Source organism: Providencia sp. (assembly GCF_003533305.1).
Classification (GTDB): Bacteria; Pseudomonadota; Gammaproteobacteria; order Enterobacterales; family Enterobacteriaceae; genus Providencia.
The window spans coordinates 229,941-247,411 of record NZ_DOEH01000021.1 but is presented as its reverse complement, the minus strand read 5'-3'; the positions used below and the strand labels follow the sequence as shown (position 1 = coordinate 247,411).

The 17,471-nt window shown below is 41.1% G+C and carries 19 protein-coding genes and 1 pseudogene; 5 read left to right on the top strand and 15 right to left on the bottom strand.

Annotated features, from left to right (window positions below; translation table 11 throughout):
- Positions 1 to 115 precede the first annotated feature (115 nt).
- The 4 genes from flgK to DD649_RS13645 all read left to right on the top strand — a co-directional run bounded on the left by flgK (position 116) and on the right by DD649_RS13645 (position 3,934).
- Complete coding sequence (gene flgK, locus DD649_RS13660; RefSeq protein WP_294107772.1) at positions 116 to 1,756, top strand: flagellar hook-associated protein FlgK; 1,641 nt, start codon at positions 116 to 118, stop codon at positions 1,754 to 1,756.
- Between the two features lie 126 nt (positions 1,757 to 1,882).
- The gene (gene flgL, locus DD649_RS13655; protein WP_294107770.1) at positions 1,883 to 2,818 is read left to right on the top strand and encodes a flagellar hook-associated protein FlgL; all 936 of its coding nucleotides are present in this window, start codon (positions 1,883 to 1,885) and stop codon (positions 2,816 to 2,818) included.
- A gap of 332 nt (positions 2,819 to 3,150) precedes the next feature.
- Positions 3,151 to 3,570 carry a hypothetical protein gene (locus tag DD649_RS13650; protein WP_294107767.1) on the top strand — a complete coding sequence of 140 codons (420 nt, stop codon included), beginning with the start codon at positions 3,151 to 3,153 and terminating at the stop codon, positions 3,568 to 3,570.
- A gap of 55 nt (positions 3,571 to 3,625) precedes the next feature.
- Positions 3,626 to 3,934 (top strand): colicin E1 family microcin immunity protein, encoded by a 309-nt coding sequence (locus DD649_RS13645; RefSeq protein ID WP_294107882.1) that lies wholly within the window; start codon positions 3,626 to 3,628, stop codon positions 3,932 to 3,934.
- 20 nt (positions 3,935 to 3,954) lie between these two features.
- Here DD649_RS13645 and DD649_RS13640 read toward each other — a convergent pair.
- The 14 genes and pseudogenes from DD649_RS13640 to fliF all read right to left on the bottom strand — a co-directional run.
- A pseudogene (locus tag DD649_RS13640) lies at positions 3,955 to 4,125 on the bottom strand (colicin-like pore-forming protein); the annotation flags it as partial.
- A 151-nt stretch (positions 4,126 to 4,276) separates the two neighbouring features.
- On the bottom strand, positions 4,277 to 5,056 hold the full coding sequence (gene fliR / locus DD649_RS13635; RefSeq protein WP_336430851.1) for a flagellar biosynthetic protein FliR: 780 nt from the start codon (positions 5,054 to 5,056) through the stop codon (positions 4,277 to 4,279).
- A gap of 2 nt (positions 5,057 to 5,058) precedes the next feature.
- Positions 5,059 to 5,328 carry a flagellar biosynthesis protein FliQ gene (gene fliQ, locus DD649_RS13630; protein ID WP_294107765.1) on the bottom strand — a complete coding sequence of 90 codons (270 nt, stop codon included), beginning with the start codon at positions 5,326 to 5,328 and terminating at the stop codon, positions 5,059 to 5,061.
- Positions 5,329 to 5,336: 8 nt separating this feature from the next.
- Positions 5,337 to 6,080 (bottom strand): flagellar type III secretion system pore protein FliP, encoded by a 744-nt coding sequence (gene fliP / locus DD649_RS13625; protein ID WP_294107763.1) that lies wholly within the window; start codon positions 6,078 to 6,080, stop codon positions 5,337 to 5,339.
- A 12-nt stretch (positions 6,081 to 6,092) separates the two neighbouring features.
- Complete coding sequence (gene fliO / locus DD649_RS13620; RefSeq protein WP_294107761.1) at positions 6,093 to 6,551, bottom strand: flagellar biosynthetic protein FliO; 459 nt, start codon at positions 6,549 to 6,551, stop codon at positions 6,093 to 6,095.
- A 26-nt stretch (positions 6,552 to 6,577) separates the two neighbouring features.
- On the bottom strand, positions 6,578 to 6,994 hold the full coding sequence (gene fliN / locus DD649_RS13615; protein ID WP_294107759.1) for a flagellar motor switch protein FliN: 417 nt from the start codon (positions 6,992 to 6,994) through the stop codon (positions 6,578 to 6,580).
- Entirely contained in the window at positions 6,987 to 7,994 is a 1,008-nt protein-coding gene (gene fliM, locus DD649_RS13610; protein ID WP_336430850.1) for a flagellar motor switch protein FliM, read from the bottom strand. Before fliM ends, fliN begins: the two co-directional genes overlap by 8 nt.
- Positions 7,995 to 7,999: 5 nt before the next feature.
- On the bottom strand, positions 8,000 to 8,482 hold the full coding sequence (gene fliL, locus DD649_RS13605) for a flagellar basal body-associated protein FliL (RefSeq protein ID WP_294107757.1): 483 nt from the start codon (positions 8,480 to 8,482) through the stop codon (positions 8,000 to 8,002).
- Between the two features lie 163 nt (positions 8,483 to 8,645).
- Complete coding sequence (locus DD649_RS13600; RefSeq protein WP_294107756.1) at positions 8,646 to 10,049, bottom strand: flagellar hook-length control protein FliK; 1,404 nt, start codon at positions 10,047 to 10,049, stop codon at positions 8,646 to 8,648.
- On the bottom strand, positions 10,050 to 10,493 hold the full coding sequence (fliJ, locus tag DD649_RS13595) for a flagellar export protein FliJ (protein WP_294107754.1): 444 nt from the start codon (positions 10,491 to 10,493) through the stop codon (positions 10,050 to 10,052).
- Positions 10,494 to 10,504: 11 nt separating this feature from the next.
- On the bottom strand, positions 10,505 to 11,869 hold the full coding sequence (gene fliI, locus DD649_RS13590) for a flagellar protein export ATPase FliI (RefSeq protein ID WP_294107752.1): 1,365 nt from the start codon (positions 11,867 to 11,869) through the stop codon (positions 10,505 to 10,507).
- Positions 11,866 to 12,597 (bottom strand): flagellar assembly protein FliH, encoded by a 732-nt coding sequence (fliH, locus tag DD649_RS13585; protein ID WP_336430849.1) that lies wholly within the window; start codon positions 12,595 to 12,597, stop codon positions 11,866 to 11,868. The genes fliI and fliH overlap by 4 nt, the downstream gene beginning before the upstream one ends.
- Positions 12,590 to 13,582: a flagellar motor switch protein FliG gene (gene fliG, locus DD649_RS13580; RefSeq protein ID WP_294107748.1), complete on the bottom strand. Its 993-nt coding sequence runs from the start codon at positions 13,580 to 13,582 to the stop codon at positions 12,590 to 12,592. Before fliG ends, fliH begins: the two co-directional genes overlap by 8 nt.
- Entirely contained in the window at positions 13,579 to 15,264 is a 1,686-nt protein-coding gene (gene fliF / locus DD649_RS13575; protein WP_336430848.1) for a flagellar basal-body MS-ring/collar protein FliF, read from the bottom strand. Before fliF ends, fliG begins: the two co-directional genes overlap by 4 nt.
- A 241-nt stretch (positions 15,265 to 15,505) precedes the next feature.
- Here fliF and fliE point away from each other — a divergent pair, with 241 nt between their 5' ends.
- Entirely contained in the window at positions 15,506 to 15,817 is a 312-nt protein-coding gene (gene fliE / locus DD649_RS13570) for a flagellar hook-basal body complex protein FliE (RefSeq protein WP_336430847.1), read from the top strand.
- 699 nt (positions 15,818 to 16,516) lie between these two features.
- Here the strand turns inward: fliE and DD649_RS13565 are convergent.
- Positions 16,517 to 17,471 (bottom strand): autotransporter outer membrane beta-barrel domain-containing protein (locus DD649_RS13565; RefSeq protein ID WP_294107743.1); only part of this gene is annotated, 955 nt, incomplete at its 5' end.

Sequence of the window (17,471 nt, the reverse complement as noted above, 5' to 3'; positions counted from 1 at the left end):
TAAGTATTAAAGGGCGTTAGGACTAAATGTTTACGCCAATTTTCCGATAACTGATTAAGTGAAGAAATTCAGGTGACTATCCTTATGGGATACACGCCAAGAACAGGAAAAGCTTATGCTGAACAATGTAATGAATAATGCGCTAAGTGGTGTCAATGCCGCGCAAGGTGGGCTAAGTGTTATTTCAAATAACCTAGCGAACGCCGGTGTGGGCTATTATCACCGCCAAAGTGCTGTTTTCGGGGAGAATCCCGGCACAATGACACCTAACGGTTATTTTGGTAATGGTACTTATTTCAGTCATGTTCGTCGTGAGTTTGATGAATTTGTTAACGCACAATATAGCCAATCTCGCGCACGTAGCGGTGATTATGAGGCTTACGTTAAAAACTGTAATAAGGTTGATGATTTACTGACTAACGATATTGAAGATATTTCAAGCAATATTGGTAGTTTCTTTACTGCATTGGATTCAGCTTCCAGTGATGCAAGTGATAAAACACTGATTGATGTCTTTTTAGGCAAAGCGAATGCCCTAGTGGGGCAATTCAAAGAAGCCGATAGACGTCTACAAGAAATGGAGCGCGATATTAATCACCAAATTGAAAACAAGGTGAAAGACATTAATATCTACGCAGAAAAAATTGCGGGTTTAAACCAGCAAATAGCACGAGTTCGCTCAGTTAGCGGTTCAGAACCTAATGACCTGCTAGATGTGCGCGATCGCCTCGTGAATGAAGTTAATTCACTGATTGGCGTTAAAGTTATCGAACAAAATGGTAACTATAACGTGACCTTTGCGAATGGTTTGCCATTAGTCACGGGTGAAAAAGCGAATCGTCTAGAAGCCGTTCCATCGTCTAAAGATGACAGCCGTTTTAGTATTGGGTTTGTTGGTGCAAATGGTCAAGCACGTGAAATACCGGATGAATCATTTCGTGGTGGTGAATTAAGCGGCATTTTACGCTCACGCCAAGAAGTGATTGACCCTGCTTATCAAAAATTAAATAAGCTCGCCTTAGTGTTTACCACCAAATTTAATGAAGCGCATAGTAAAGGTTTCAAAGCTAACGGTGAACAAGGGGGGGATTTCTTTGATATTGGTAAAGGTAGCGTAGTTAGCAATACCTATAATCAAAGTAAAGTCGATTTCGATCTTAAATACAGCGATGTATCTAAGGTGACGGGTAATAACTATGAAATGCGTTTTGATGGCACTGAATGGAATGTCACTCGTTTGCCAGAAGGCAGTAAAGTCACTGTAGATAGCGCAACGAATGGTGTCCTTAAATTTGATGGTATAGAACTTAACATCAGTAATGGTCCTGCCATGAAAGGGGATTCATTCGTTGTTAAGCCGGTGAACGGCGTTATTAATGGGATGCAAACCAAAGTCACTGATGCATCCGATTTTGCCGCAGCGGGTAGTAAAGATAGTGGTCCTGGTGATAACGAAAACATCAAAGAACTGGTTAAATTACAGGATCAAAAACTGGTTGATAATAGTTCTACGTTCTCAGATTTCTACGCAACATTAGTTAATGACGTTGGTAGCAGAACAAAACAAGCTCAAATTGACTCTGAAACACAAAATAAAATGACAGAAAGTTTTTATCAGCAAGAACAAGCGATTTCTGGCGTGAATATGAATGAAGAAAGTATTCAGATGCAAAAGATTCAGCAGTTTTTTAATGCTAATGCTCAGGTATTGAAGACCGTCGATGACTTGTTTAATGCATTGATGCGCGCATTTTAATTTATTCGTTTTTTCAAGTTACCAGTGACTATGTATTACATCGCCATTACTGTGTAACTTGAATTATTGACAATAAGTTAAGGTTATTTTGGGGATAAGAGAGCGTTAAATAAGGATTTAAATATTATGCGTTTAAGTACCAATATGATTTACCATCAACGATTGCAAGACATGAATAATGCACAATCTCGTTGGATGGATGCGGGTAGCCAATTAGCATCGGGTAAACGAGTGAGTAAGCCTTCGGATGATCCGCAAGCATCATCCCAGGCGGTACGCATTAATCAATCTGAAAACCGTAATCAACAGTATGTAACGAGCCGTGGTTTTGCAAAAACAGGCATGACGTTACAAATGAGTATTTTGTCGCAAATGACTGATGTGACAACACAAATCGATACCACTATTATTCAAGCTTCCAACCAAGGTGGCTTGAGTGATAAAGATAGAAATTCACTAGCAGAACAATTAACGGGTCTTAAAGATCAGTTGGTGGCGCTGGGCAATACCACTGATGGTAATGGCCGTTATATTTTTGCTGGCTTTAAGTCAGATAAGCCGCCATTTGAAACCACTGCCGATGGTGAAGTTAAATACAATGGTGGCGACAAGCCTGTTATGCAGAACGTGTCTAGCGATCGGGAAATGACCACTTATTTCACGGGTGCGCAGGTTTTTGAAACAGACGGTAGCAATGTGGTGAATGTGTTTAAATCGCTGAATGAAGGGATTAAAGCGCTTAAAATTCCTCAAGAAGATGCACCACAAGCAGATTTAGACAGAGCACAAGAAGGCATAAATGCCGCTAACAGAGGCATTAAGTTAGCATTGGACCAAGTTTCTAATATTGAAGCAAAACAAGGCTTACAACTACAAGAAATCGAAAAATTAGATTTTTTGGCTGACACGCGCACCATTCAAAATGAGCTGCGTAAAAGCGAGTTGTTAAGTACTAACTGGACAGGCACAACGACCGATTACTATAAAGAAAAAGCGATGTTTGAAGCTTCTCAAGATATCTTTAAGGACTTGAACAGCATGTCGTTATTCGGCGGCCGTTAATTCGCTTTTTTGTTTAAGTAGACCGCGTTTAAATAAATCACACTTTGAAATAATATCTTTATTTTCAGGTGTGATTTTTTTGTTATTGCAAGTTTAAAATGTCACTCCTTTCTCGCAAAGTAAAGATCACAGTCGCAGGGCATGTAAAAAAAGGTATTATATTAAATAATTCATTATATGAAGACTGAGTCAATCGATTAATTTGTGAATTCTATATCACGAAATTTTGTCACATGAAGATATAAACACTCTTGATATTACGTATCATTCTCATGTAAGATTTATCTTAACATGCTCTATAGCCACCATCTGAGATAGCAGGATAAAGTTTGATGAATAAAAAAATATTATTAGTTATTACTCTCAGCTTCAGCCCATTTGGGTTGGCTGATACTGAATATGAACAAGCAGTTAATGCTTATATTGGTTATAACTGTGATTATAATGCTAAAGCATTAATTAAAGAGGGAGCTGAAACACCGTATAAAGAATTAGTAGTAGCCTGTAAAAAAGGAGCTGATGATATCAAACGATTTATTGCTGACTGGCCTGATTTCGGAACAAATGATGGAATTATGGCATTTCAGGATACGGTCGCCCCTTATGCAGGTGAAGCGACAGCTGAAAGTGCCTATAAACATCAGATTTATCAGTATGGTGTCGGTTCGTGGGGGATTGGTTATGTTCAGAGTTCTGCCGCCAAAGCTAATACTATAAAGCAATGGAAGCAAGGGAAATTTAAGGTAAATTAACACTCAATTTTTAACAAAATAAACTTCAGTGAGTAAACAATATTATATTCAAAATATGTGCTGGAGTTGGTTTATTGGTGCTTTATTTTTATACTCATGTCTGGATAGTGAATTAAAATATAAGCATTTAATTTTATTAATTAGTATTTCCGGCATAGGATTATATCCATTGTCCAAATGGGCGGCTGAATGGCTATTCCTGAAATTCACCACTCGAGAGTTTTGGAACAGAGGATTATTTATGGACACTCCCGGTAAAATGGGCGGATTAGCGATATATTATGGGACCGTGTTTTTATTTTCCATTCCGATTACACTATTTTTATTGTTAGGTTTATTGGTAAAAAAGCTGCTGAATAAATAAGCAGATTTTTATTCAATTAATTAAATGCCAATTAGTTTATTTGTATCTTCAATTAATTTATCATCAATCAAAGTACCGACACCAGACATAATTAATCCGTAACTAAGAAGCCCTAAAGGACCACCCAGCAAGAAACTGAATGCAAATCCAGTTACAGCGGTAGCTGCCATCCCCGCCAAAATTGTTTCAGTCTTAACAAAAAATCAGTTTGGGTGGCTTTAATTAACTCTCTTCTGAGATCATTAACATTAATAGCACCCAATACCTTTATATTTAAAACGGTTTATCCAGTATTTGAGCGCAAATCTTAAATACGTAATTGATAAAAGTTGTCAAAAACCATCAAACAAACAAATTAAACATCAGTGATAACTGTTCGAAGGCTTGGCTAATAAGACGTTCTGTGTAGCTGGGGAGAATGGAAATAAGCACGCCTAACATACTGATGCCAATTGTCAGGGTGAGGGGGAAACCGACGACAAATACGGAGAGTTGCGGGGTCATGCGGTTTAATATACCGAGGGCAAGGTTGAGGATTAAAAATAAAATAATAAAGGGTAATGCCAGCATTAATCCATTGATAAATATGGTATTAGCAAATTGTACAAAGACCCAAAAACCATCTCGATTTAGAGGAGCCGTTTGAATCGGTAGTAGGTCAAAAGAACTCACCAAAATGTAAATAAGCCATAAATGGCCGTCAAAGGCGAGAAAAAGTAATAGTGTAATAAGATTTAAAATACGTCCCAGAATCGGCATGTTAGGGCCGCCAGTCGGGTCAAAAAAGGTCGCAAAAGATAATCCCATCTGCAAGCCAATCACTTCACCCGCATGGCGTACAGCAGCAAAAGCCATTTGCATCGTTAATCCCATAGCGACACCAATCACCATTTGCTGAACAATCACCCATAAACCCATAGCAGAAAACAGTGGAATATTAACCACGGGAAGTTGCGGCGATACAATCAAAACAATAAAGAACGCTAGCATGACGCGAACTTTAGTTACTGATTGTTTTTCATTAAAAAATGGCGCTGTACCAAACAGCGCCAAAAGGCGTATGAAAGGGTAAAAACCTTGGCTAAGCCACAGTGTGAGTGTTTCACTGGTGATGGTTAACATTGCTAACCAATTATAAACGGCAGATTAGTAAATAAGGCGCGTATATAGTCAGTGAGCAAGTTTAGCATCCAAGGGCCAGCGATAATTAATACCGAAATTACAGATAATATTTTAGGAATAAATGACAACGTCATCTCATTCACCTGAGTCGCGGCTTGTAGCAAACTGATAATCAAACCAGCAGCAAGGGCGGCTAGCAATAAAGGTGCTGCTAGCATTAGCGCAATCTTCATTGCTTCAGTGCCCATCGCCATAACGGATTCAGGTGTCATAATAATTCCTAATTAAAAAAGCTTTGCGATAATGAACCAAGCAACAATTGCCAGCCATCAACCAGTACAAATAGCATTAATTTAAATGGCAACGAAACAGTTGCAGGTGGCACCATCATCATACCTAACGCCATAAGAACACTGGCGACAACGAGGTCGATGATCAGAAAAGGAATAAAAATGGTAAAACCGATCTGAAATGCTGTTTTTAGCTCACTGGTAATAAACGCAGGTACTAAAATTCGCATCGGAACATCTTTAGCTTCTTGAATATCACCAATTTTGGCGATACGTGCGAACAATGCTAAGTCTGACTCACGAGTTTGCCCTAACATAAAGGTTCTAAACGGCGCAGTTCCTTTCTCTAAGGCGATTTCAAGGCTGATTTTATCTTCACTAAAAGGTTGATATGCCTCACGGTAAACCTGATCTGCCACGGGGGACATCACAAAAAAGGTGAGGAACAGAGCTAATCCTAGCAGCACTTGGTTGGGTGGTGCAGAAGGGGTACCTAGCGCATTTCGCAATAATCCCAGCACAATAATGATACGGGTGAAACTGGTCATCATTAATAGTAATGCAGGGATAAAACCAAGTAGTGTTAAAAATAGCAGTGTTTGTACAGGCAATGACCATGTTTGGCCACCATCAGCGAGCGTATGGCTGATAACTGCGGGTAGCGCTGCGAAAGCGCTGTTGGGCAGAATAAACAAGAGCGCAGCAATAACCGCGGTCGGTTTTAAAGATAACATGTGCGCTTCCGGTTACTTATAAATAGGTACAACCGAAGCCGCTTTTTTGGCGGCATCTTGTTTTTTATTTAATAAAGATTGAAACGTGAGTGGCTCTAATTGTGCATCAAATTCATTTTCTGATTGAGCAGGGTATTGATGCAACAAATTGACGGTCTGAGCCGTAACGCCGAGCACTAAATATTCATGATTAACTTCAATCACGACAACGCGCTCTTTATTACCCAGTGAACAACTGCCTTTAACATTAATAATTTGGTTTTTACCCATTTTTTTGGGTGCAAAGCCTAATTTTTTGACCAACCAAGCGCCTACAAGTATCAATAAAATAATACCGCCAAGAGACCCCGAAATTTGTATCAAACTATCATTATGATTGATAGCCGGCGCAGCAGGTTCACTTGGCATGATAGTGCTAGATAAAAATGGCGCGTTGTTCGGTGTCTGTTGAGTTTCAGTCGGTAATGTCATATTCAGTTATTCACCTGTTTATTAGCTTAGCGGCTTAAGCGGCGCATACGTTCAGATGGTGTGATAATGTCAGTAATTCGAATACCATAATTATCCGAAACCACGACCACTTCACCTTGAGCGATTAAGTAACCATTGATCAGAATATCCAAAGGCTCACCAGCTAAACCATCCAGAGACACGACCGAGCCTTGAGATAGACTCAGTAATTTCTTGATAGTCATTTTAGTGCGACCCAATTCCACCGAAAGGCGAACGGGAATATCCATAATCAGATTGATGTCAGATAACTGATTGAGTGGATTTTGCCCATCAAAGCTATCAAAGGCTTGCGCACCTGAGGCGGCGGATTCCGCTTTTTTTTGCAGTTCTAGTGCTTCAGCCCACAGGTCTTCAGTGTCTTGATTGGTTGATGCATCAGAAGAATTCTTCGCCTCACTCATTGGTACTTTCCTCATCTAGAGTGTTTAAAACAGGGTTAATCAAATGTTCTACGCGCAACGCATATTGGCCATTTTGGGTTCCGTATTGACTGGTCAATACCGGCACGCCATCGACATTCACCATCAGGCGGTCTGGCTTATCTATAGGGATAACATCCCCTTTTTGGAGTTGCAGTAATCGGGAAATTCGTAGCGGAATATCGACAAAATTAGCGACGAGTTCAAGTTCAGAACGTTTCACTTGAGTGACTAAATTGGTGACCCAAGCTTCATTTTCTTGATGTCCTTGCTCCACTGGCGGATTAATTAAACGCTCACGCAGTGGCTCAATCATGGCAATCGGAATACAAATACTGAATTCACCCACGGTGTTACCAATTTCGACTAAAAACGGCGTTGTAACGACAATGTCATTTGGCGACGTGGTGATATTGGTAAACTTAACTTGAATTTCAGAACGAACATATTCAACTTCGATATCGGCAATTGGTTTCCAAGCATCACGATAGGCATTCAAAGCTAATTTGAGCATTCGATTGATAATACGCTGCTCGGTATTCGTAAATTCTTTGCCTTCTGAACGAACAGGGAAACGGCCATCGCCACCAAATAAATTATCCACAGCGATATAAACTAGTGCGGGTTCGAAAGTAAATAGCGCTGTACCACGTAAAGGTGGCATGTGAATCAAGTTTAAGTTTGTTGGTACGGGTAAATTTCGAGCAAACTCATGATAAGGCTCGATTTTAATGCCGCCAACCGTAATGTCTGGACTACGGCGCAGCATATTAAATAGACCCATTCGGAATTGACGGGCAAAGCGTTCATTAATGATTTCAAGGGATTGCATCCGCTCCCGAATAACTCGACGTTGAGTATTCGGGTCATATGGTCGGATATTATCTTTTCCTTGATGCTCGGGAGCAGGCGTATTGGTTGATGGCGCATCATCATTCAGTAGCGCATCAATTTGAGCCTGAGATAAAATATTATCGCTCATTAGAATTATCGCAGAATAAAAGTAGTAAATAGCACATCGGAAATATCCTGATCGGTATCTCCGGGGATCAAAGCAGGAGTTAGCGTACCCTTAATTTCTTTCATCAATTTCAGCTTGCCTTCATGAGTGCTCATTATTTTAGATTGTTGTTCTGAAAGCAGAAGCAATATACGGCTACGTACTTCAGGGATATATTCATGAAGTTGTTTACGTGATTTCTCATTCGCAAGACGCAAGGTGATATGGATATAGAGCACGCGATCTGGTGCGTCGCTTAACCCTGGCAGGTTAACGGTAAAAGGTTCCAGCTCCATAAAAATCGGTTGAGGCATATTAGGACGTTTTTCGTCTTCATTTGTGACATGAGCCTCTTGTTGTGTCATCCACCAGCTATAACCACCAAAACCAGCACCGGCTAGGGCGAGAAGGGCGAACAGTATGATCAACCCTTTATTCGAACTCTTAGATTCATTGCGTGAAGACGACATGTTAGCTGAATTCCTGTTTCTTAGATGCCAAACCCAAATGGGTTTTTACTTTATGATCTCTAGCATTATGGCTTGCTTGCGTAGAGTTAAAGGAGTGAAAAACGAAACAAAAAGGCGGTAACTCTGGGCTTCAGTTATAAAATCACCGCCATTTGTTTATTAATTATGCGAAAGTGTTGATGCCACCTTGGCGAGCCGTATTGTTATTAACGGAATTGATAGTATTCGCCTCACTGATCCCGACGGCACCAGCCGTTGAATGCGTCGCCGTAATTTTTCCATCATGATGGGTGGCGTTTTGCTGTTGGGAATCGGATTGTTGATTGAAATTATCTTGCCCAACCGAGCCTTGTGCTAAGTTAATGCCACTTTCTTGCAATGCACTGCGCAAAACAGGCATCATAGACTCCATAATGGCGCGCACATGACTATGAGGTGAAACGAAATGCATCACAGCTTGGTTGTCTTCAATACGCAAATGAACATTCAGGGAACCGAGTTCTTCGGGGTGTAAACGAATCTGAGCCTGTGAAATACCTTGGCGTGAGAAAAATAGCATATGTTGGCTTAGCTGTTGTTGCCAAGCTTCACTTCCCAATTGGCTATTGAGATGCAAAGTGGGTGGAGCCATTGGCGCATTCATCGCCGCTGCTTGTGCCGTTGACTGCGTAGGCATCATGCTAATGGCTTGTGTTGTTGCTTGGTGAGTTTGTGAGCTAGCAAAAGCCCCAGTTTCACTTTGGATTGTAAATGCGCCTTTTGCACCACTATTGATACTGTCTGATACGATAGTTTGTAGGTTCGATAATGGTTCTTTATCGACAACTTTTTTATTCAGAGGCGCAAAGTCTTCAGTTAATTTTTTAGTGGTGATATCACGATGATTATCTAGCGAAAAAAGTGGCTGATCGCGGCGTTCATCTTTTTCATTTTTGATAAATACACCCAAAGTTGGCGCTTTTTCTTCGTCTGCTAATTCCAACTGTGAGCCAATTAAATGCTTACCATCAGTTTGTGAGGCATTTTGTATATCATCATTCAACGGTTGCATCTTCTGGGTGAATACACCGAGGGTTGTTTGCTTATCTGTAGTGATAGTTGTCGTAGATGTAGTCTGCATGCGATCGGTTAAAGATAACTTTAAATTATCTTGCCACGCTTGTTCACCCTCTTGCTTACCTGTCAGAAGCTCGGCTTTTAGCGCAGTTTGTGTGCTGTCTATTGCTAACCCGTTATCAGCGCGCAAATTACGACTGAAATTGAGCTGATCAAGGGTATTTTCAGCACTTTCTTTGGTTATCGGCGGTTGCGAAGTTGCCTCAATTTTTGATTCAGCGAGCTTATCCGAGACAATTTGCTTATTCAGTCCATTTTCATCATTTGGCGTTTTTGTGGAAGCATCCGCTTGTGTATTTTTAGGCGCTGGTTGTTGGCTCTCTAATACGGCTTGAAATGGCAACGCAGTAGCTTGATTTTCATCAGTATGTGTTTCATTTTTTTGCGAATTGGCATTTTTAGCGGTATTAGCCGGTAAAGCTGTGGGTAGTAAGTTCGCGTTGACATCCATTTATTGGATTCTCCGTAAAGTCGCTCGTTGGGCAAATTCATCCATCTGTTTTTGCTCTAAACGATTTTGACGTTGGCATTCGGTATGTTCCGCGCGTTGAATTAAGGTATCAAACGCGTTGACTCGTTGTTGTTTTTCTTGCCAATGGCGGTTGGCGTCGTTAACTCGTTGCTCCCACATAGTCAGTTGCTGTTGTTGCTGTTCAATGGTGAGCTCTAGAGTCACTAGAAATTGTTGATAATTTTGCCATTTGTCAGACGCCATTCCAGCGTGCAGAGTTTGATTTAGTTTTTGTCGGTACTCTGACTGATAATTTTCCAACATATTGAGTTGTTGGCTCATTTGCGTATGCGTTTGACGTACCTGTGCCAATACTTTTGCTGCCTCTTCGGAGGCTTTTTCAGCTAAGCTTAATAATGTGGCTAAGGCATTGTTATTTGACATTTATCCCCTCGCTATTCACTTGGAACAACCTGTATAAGTTGCTCACAAGCTGTTTGATAATCACAACGTTCATCAATATCTTGCTGTAAAAATTTAGACATACGTGGGTAATACTGAATGGCTGAATCAAGTAAAGGATCGGTTCCCATTGCGTAAGCACCGACGTTAATTAAATCTCGGTTGCGTTGGTAACTTGATGTCAGCTGTTTAAAGCGTTGAATTTTACGATAATGGTCTTTGGTGATTAATTCAGTCATTGCGCGACTGATGGAAGCCTCAACATCAATCGCAGGATAATGTCCTGATTCAGCCAAAGAACGAGAAAGCACAATGTGGCCATCAAGAATAGCGCGAGCAGAGTCAGCTATAGGGTCTTGCTGATCATCCCCTTCGGTCAATACGGTATAAAATGCCGTGATTGAGCCGCCATTTTTACCATTACCCGCTCGTTCAACTAAGGCCGGAAGTTTGGCGAAAACAGAAGGTGGATATCCCTTGGTGGCAGGCGGTTCACCGACAGCTAATGCAATTTCACGCTGCGCCATACTGTAGCGGGTAAGTGAGTCCATAATTAATAGAACACTCATACCGAGGTCGCGAAAATATTCAGCAATACGAGTGGCATAGGATGCCCCCTGCATGCGCAATAGTGGGGAAACATCCGCAGGCGCCGCGACGACAACGGCGCGCTTTAAGCCTTCGGCACCTAGAATATTTTCAATAAAGTCTTTAACTTCTCGGCCACGTTCGCCAATTAATCCAACCACAATAATATCGGCTTGAGTAAAGCGCGCCATCATACCGAGAAGCACACTTTTACCGACGCCAGAACCAGCAAATAAACCCATGCGCTGGCCACGACCGACGGTGAGTAAGGCATTAATGGCGCGGACACCAACATCGAGTACGCTATTAATTGGCGATCGTTCTAATGGGTTGATAGGTGGAGTAATTAGCGGAGCGCGTGTTTTAACTTCGAGTACGCCTTTACCATCAAGGGGATTACCCTGTGCATCTAGCACGCGGCCGAGCAGCTCATTGCCAAGAGGTAATAAACGGCTAGTTTGTCCTTCATCACCAGTAGATTGTGCATAAACACGTGCCCCGGGCGCAATACCTTCTAAATCGGCTAATGGCATTAATAACATGCGAGGGCCATTGAAGCCGACAACTTCACAAATGACCTCATCAGTACCGCCATTCATAGAACGCTCGATAAAACAGGTGGCGCCCAAGGGCATCTTGATGCCCTCGGCTTCCATCACCAATCCGGTGATTTTAGTCAGGCGGCCGTATTGGCGCACCATTGGAATACCTTTCATTCGAGATTCAAAACCATCGAGTGCTGCAATCCAGCGCCCTAATCGAGCGGTCATGATAAGCTCTCCGGTGCATATAACCGGCACAGTTCTTGCCAACGAGTGGCAACGGTCATGTCAATTTCGCCATCTTCAGCGACAACACGGCAACCACCAATATGCAATTTTGGATCAGCCACTAGACGCCAATTATTAAGATTCAGCAGTGAGCCAAGGTGCTGTTCAATCAACTCAAAATGATTTGGATTAACATGCAATTCAGGCTGACCACTGAAGACAGGTTTTTGTTGTAATAGGTTACTGATTTCTTCAAGTAATGCAGTACCATCACAAACGGTAGATTGGCCCAAAACTTGCTTAGCCGCAGTTAATGCAATTTGCAGCAGCTTGGTGGTCACTACCGTATCAAAGGTATCTAGAGAATAATTAAACTCAGACAGCAATTTTTGCCAAGTTTCGATAACGGGCTGTTGCAGGGCGAGCGCTTGCTCGCGACCTTGTTCTTCTCCTGCTCGTAGGCCTTGCTCAAAACCGGCTTGATAACCCTCTTGCTGGCCTTTTTCATGACCTTGCTGAAAGCCCGTGCGCTGAGCCTCTGCTTTGATGTTATCCAGCAAATTAATTTGCTCTAACACCTCTTTTGGCTCAAGGCAGGGGATCTTAGGCACATCTGGCTCAGGTACATTACTTAATGAAGGAATTCCTGAGGAATTAAGCTCCCATTGATTAAGCTCACGTAGTTGCCAAGGCTGCCATTGTTCGTTTGATTTTGTTGACTTAGACATAGACATCGTCTCCACCACCTATCGCAATTTCGCCTTTTTCGACTAAACGGCGAACCACTTGTAGGATGGCTTTCTGCTCGCTTTCCACTTGTGACATACGCACTGGTGAACGAGATTCCAAATCGTCGCGAACAATTTCGGCTGCACGTGCGGCCATATTGTTGAGGAAATGGTCGCGCAGCGCTTGATTGCTGCCTTTGAGGGCAATAACCAACGAATCGGTAGAAACATCTTGTAGAACACGCTGAATGCTGCGGTTGTCCACTTCGATAAGATTTTCGAATAGGAACATTTCATCAATGATACGCTGAGCCAGCTCACCATCGTAATCACGCATTGCATCGATAACGCTTTCTTCTTGCTGATTTTTCATCAAGTTGATAATTTCTGCCGCGGTTCTTACGCCGCCCATTTTGCTGCGTTTGAGATTTTGGCCATCAAGCAAGTTATTAAGAACTTCAGTCAGCTCTGCTAATGCCGCTGGCTGTACGCCACCAAAGGTTGCGATACGTAGCATAATGTCATTGCGTTGACGCTCTTCAAATAACTCTAAAACATCGGCTGCAAGGTTACGTTTTAAGTGAACCAATATGGTTGCGATGATTTGCGGATGTTCATCACGAATGATATCGGCAACGGTTTGCGGTTCCATATAGTTGAGGCTTTCGATACCTGAAGTGGTTTCTTGTTTTTCGAAAATATCCTCGAGCAAGCTTGATGCGCGTTCTTCGCCAAGTGCTTTGATCAACACTGAACGTAGGTAATCGTTAGTGTTGATATTCAATGCTGCAAACTGAATGGCTGATTCTTCAAATTCGGTTAACACTTCCGCCAGTTCATTGTTGGAGATTTGGCGCATGTTAGACACCGCCATACTCAATTGTTGAACTTCTTTTGGATTCAGATGCTTAAATACTTCCGCAGCCTGATCTTCGCCGAGAGTCATTAGCATTACGGCGCTTTTTTCTGTTCCACTTAAACTCATTGCGATTTTCCTAACCACTGACGGATAACCATAGCCACCACTTGTGGGTCTTTTTCGGCCATTTCACGAATACGTTGACTTTGAATTTCAGCACTCACACGTTGACGAGTCAGACGACGACGTGTTTTCTCATCCATCTCTTCATCAATTTCTTCTTCTACGACGAATGGTGCAATTTTCTGTGTCGCGACAAAAACATCGGCATCCGCTTGTGCTTGTTGTGTTTTACGGTATTTAACCCATTGAGGTTTAATACCAAAGCGCCACATAAACCAAGCAATAATGGCAATCAGCAGAATTTTTCCATAATCCAAGGCTTGGGCGATCAACTGCGGGTTATCCAGCATCGATGGCTCAGCTTCAATCGGTGACTCATCGGTAAATAATGAGTTTGTAATGTTGATTGAATCGCCTCTGTTAGCAGAGTAGCCCATCGCTTCACGGGTTAATGCATCAATTTGTTTCATCATTTCTGGTGGCAATGGTTTCATTTCTGGACCACTTTCACCTTGCTGAGAATGATAATTAACGATAACGGCGACAGAAAGCCTATCAACCACGCCGATTTGTCGCTGGGTGTGACTAATTTTGCGATCCACTTCGTAATTCGTCGTTTCATCGCTTTGCGAGTTAACTGTCGTATTACGCGTGTTAGCGGTTTGCTGTGTGTCTTTATTATCTTTATTGGTTTCTATTGGAGCATTAGGCGCACTAGCAGGTTGGTTGGATAGTGCACCCGGAACACCGCCTGGACCGCCGTTGCTATTTTGCGTACTTTGGCTGTTTTGGCGCGAACGGATAGCGGCATCATCAGGTTTTTGATTTGGCTTATATTCTTCGGAAGTTTGTTCAACTTTAGAGAAATCCATTTGGGCGGTAACTTGTGCATGAATATTTGCACGACCGACTAATGGTGACAAAATATCTTCAATGCGTTGTTTGAGATGTGACTCCATCTCTTTTGTCATTTTGATTTGCGCGTTGTTCGCAGATTGCTGGCTATTATCATTATTCGTTAGCAAACGACCTGTCTGATCAACAATAATCACGTTAGCGGCTGTCAGACCCGTTACGCTGCTTGACACCATATGTACGATAGCGTTGATTTGACCTTCATCAAGCATTCTGCCAGGTAATAAGCCGACGGTGACTGACGCTGTTGGTAATTTTTGTTCACGAACAAAAAGAGTCGGTTTGGGAATAGCTAAATGTACCCGAGCACTTTGTACTGGGCTAAGTGATTCAATTGTACGAGATAATTCACCTTCTAAAGCACGTTGGTAGTTAATTTGTTCACTAAACTGACTAATACCAAACTGTTCTTTATCAAGTAACTCAAATCCGGTATTACCACCTTTAGGTAAACCCGTTTGTGCCAATTTTAGGCGTAATTCATGGACTTTATCCGCGGGAACCAAAATGGCACTACCATTATCAGCAATTTGATATGGTACATTCATCTGAGTCAACTGACTTACAATTTCGCCACCGTCTTTAGCACTCAAATTGCTAAGCAGTACGCGATAGTCAGGGCTGCGTAACCAGAGAAGAAGGGCGACAACAATCGATATCGCTGCAGCACCGGCAATAATTAACGGTATTTTAGGATTGGCTTTTATACTCTCAACAATTGAGGCAAAACCTGTTTTGGCCTCTCCCGTATCTTTAGATGCGGCACTCATAAATATTCCCTGCTTTGCAGACTAGACGGATGAAAATACTTTTGGTGAAACAATGTTATTTCCCTCTTCGTAACGTCACTTTTTTACGCTGCTATTATTTAATGCTTTGTTGGGTTCTAATGACGGAATCAGCCCCTAATTTAGGTGTTATTTATCGGCTTCAAGTTAAAAATGGTGTGGTAGGGTAGGCAAGCTAAATAATTTTTTGAAAGAATTTACTCTATAACAAGTTGAGAAAAAGATGACAATCCAAGCAATTGAAGGCGTTTTATCACAGCTAAATGTTGTGGCGACACAAGCGACAAATCAAACTAAGCCTATCATTGAGCCTGTTGGTTTTGCCGATCACTTAGTTGCATCCGTTAATCAAATCAATCAGGTACGTAATCAATCAGCACAGAAAGTCGAAGACTTTACGCTAGGTAAACAAGATATTTCCCTAAATGATGTGATGGTTGATATGCAAAAAGCGAGCTTGAGTCTACAAATGGGGATTCAGGTAAGAAATAAGCTGGTGTCAGCTTATCAAGAAATTATGTCAATGCCAGTGTGATACTATATTTAATTGGATATTATGAATTAATTGCCTTACCGTTTTTTGCTTGGAGTAGCGGTAGGGCATTTTTATTCAAAATAGTCATTAGGTCATCGTTATTTTTTGTCGTCTAGGAGCAAAGATCTTTTGTAATTTTGGATTTAGAATACATTTCACCCAAAATTTTCACAAAGTATAATTAATTATTTGAGCTTAAAATAAAAAGTTATTTACTTTGAGTGCAGACCGAAGGTCGTGATTATAACCTTCAGCCGATTGCCTATGAGCTAAAAGTAGTATTGTATTAGCTATCTTTTACTATTCGTCTTGATGTCTTGGATTAACTTTTTATATTCAAATTAACTTTGCTATAAACAATGACCCAATTAGGATAAGTCATAAATAGCCTATGGTTATTGAATTTAATCGCTTAAACTGGAAGGGTTATATATATTTTATTAACCTTACACGTTAACGAATCGCTTTTACTTAGAAGGTGCGATATTGAAAATACGTTCACTTATAAAATCTTTTCTTAAAAAGAAAATAAAATTAATGTTCTATTGATATTTATGATTTTTCATTATGAATATCAATAGTTTGTGGCATATTTTTATCAAGTATAACAGTGAGTTATTTGACAGGGTTTATAAGATTAAGGGGTCTATTTTAGATGTAAATTTTAACATCAGACCCCTAAATCATTTGATTAACAACTTACCAGTAGTAAGAGTAACTTAAAACACCTTGCACACCATCGTGTTCATACGCGGTTTGTTGCCACTTTGTTGATGCGCGAATGGTTGAATTTTTAGTAACATTCATATTAATACCGAGGGATGCATAAGGTGAAACATTACGTTCGTCACCTTTGTCATAAGAGTAGGCTCCAATATGCGATATGTACCCATTAAAGGCATCACGTTCGCTATTTAATTTGAAATCACTACCAATACTGCCATCTAAATTAAGCATCTCATTGAATTCATGTTTAAAATTCATACCCAACTGCAAATCAGTGCGTTCATTGCCCATACGACCATATTTAGCAGCGAACTCTGCATTTTGATGCTCAGTATAGCCACTACGGCTGATTTTTTTGTGAGTTAATGCTATTTCAGGTTGAATTTGGGTTTGGTTAGTCACAGGTATTCCGTACCCAATGCTAAGACGAGCTTGATAGCCTTTAACTGTTGCGTCACCTTTACCATTTTCAGTGTTTTTTAGTGTATCACGAGAGATGCTTACATCTTGGTTTAAATAAGAAGCGGATATATCGGCATAAAAGCCATTATTATTTCGATTTTGTTGATAGCGCGTAAACAAGCCCACTGCGGGTTGATTTGAGCCACGAGTGTCGTAGTTATCACTTAATGTTGTACTGTTTGCGAAATTGACGGCTGCCCCAACTGTCCAATTTTCTACGGGTAGGCGTAATGTGCTATATAGACCTGTAGCAACTTGATGGTTATCGCTTACATTATTATATTCACTAAATATACCGACACAGTAATTACTATCACCTAGTTGGCAACGGCTATAGCTAAGATTATTTAATTTGCTTTGATAAAAATCGAGTACTTTAAAGCCACGCTCTGCGGTACGAGCCATTGCACGACTTGAATTGGTCGCATCAACAACTACAATTTCAGGCTTAGTAGGGTCAACAGGC

Coding starts and splice junctions, on each gene's coding strand:
- flgL (WP_294107770.1), top strand. CDS start 1,883: ATGCGTTTAAGTACCAATATGATTTACCATCAACGATTGCAAGACATG.
- fliI (WP_294107752.1), bottom strand. CDS start 11,869: ATGACCGCTCGATTAGGGCGCTGGATTGCAGCACTCGATGGTTTTGAA.
- fliM (WP_336430850.1), bottom strand. CDS start 7,994: ATGAGCGATAATATTTTATCTCAGGCTCAAATTGATGCGCTACTGAAT.
- fliF (WP_336430848.1), bottom strand. CDS start 15,264: ATGAGTGCCGCATCTAAAGATACGGGAGAGGCCAAAACAGGTTTTGCC.
- fliR (WP_336430851.1), bottom strand. CDS start 5,056: ATGTTAACCATCACCAGTGAAACACTCACACTGTGGCTTAGCCAAGGT.
- flgK (WP_294107772.1), top strand. CDS start 116: ATGCTGAACAATGTAATGAATAATGCGCTAAGTGGTGTCAATGCCGCG.
- fliE (WP_336430847.1), top strand. CDS start 15,506: ATGACAATCCAAGCAATTGAAGGCGTTTTATCACAGCTAAATGTTGTG.
- DD649_RS13600 (WP_294107756.1), bottom strand. CDS start 10,049: ATGGATGTCAACGCGAACTTACTACCCACAGCTTTACCGGCTAATACC.
- fliO (WP_294107761.1), bottom strand. CDS start 6,551: ATGACATTACCGACTGAAACTCAACAGACACCGAACAACGCGCCATTT.
- fliQ (WP_294107765.1), bottom strand. CDS start 5,328: ATGACACCTGAATCCGTTATGGCGATGGGCACTGAAGCAATGAAGATT.
- DD649_RS13645 (WP_294107882.1), top strand. CDS start 3,626: ATGTGCTGGAGTTGGTTTATTGGTGCTTTATTTTTATACTCATGTCTG.
- DD649_RS13650 (WP_294107767.1), top strand. CDS start 3,151: ATGAATAAAAAAATATTATTAGTTATTACTCTCAGCTTCAGCCCATTT.
- fliN (WP_294107759.1), bottom strand. CDS start 6,994: ATGAGTGAGGCGAAGAATTCTTCTGATGCATCAACCAATCAAGACACT.
- fliP (WP_294107763.1), bottom strand. CDS start 6,080: ATGTTATCTTTAAAACCGACCGCGGTTATTGCTGCGCTCTTGTTTATT.
- fliL (WP_294107757.1), bottom strand. CDS start 8,482: ATGTCGTCTTCACGCAATGAATCTAAGAGTTCGAATAAAGGGTTGATC.
- fliG (WP_294107748.1), bottom strand. CDS start 13,582: ATGAGTTTAAGTGGAACAGAAAAAAGCGCCGTAATGCTAATGACTCTC.
- fliJ (WP_294107754.1), bottom strand. CDS start 10,493: ATGTCAAATAACAATGCCTTAGCCACATTATTAAGCTTAGCTGAAAAA.
- fliH (WP_336430849.1), bottom strand. CDS start 12,597: ATGTCTAAGTCAACAAAATCAAACGAACAATGGCAGCCTTGGCAACTA.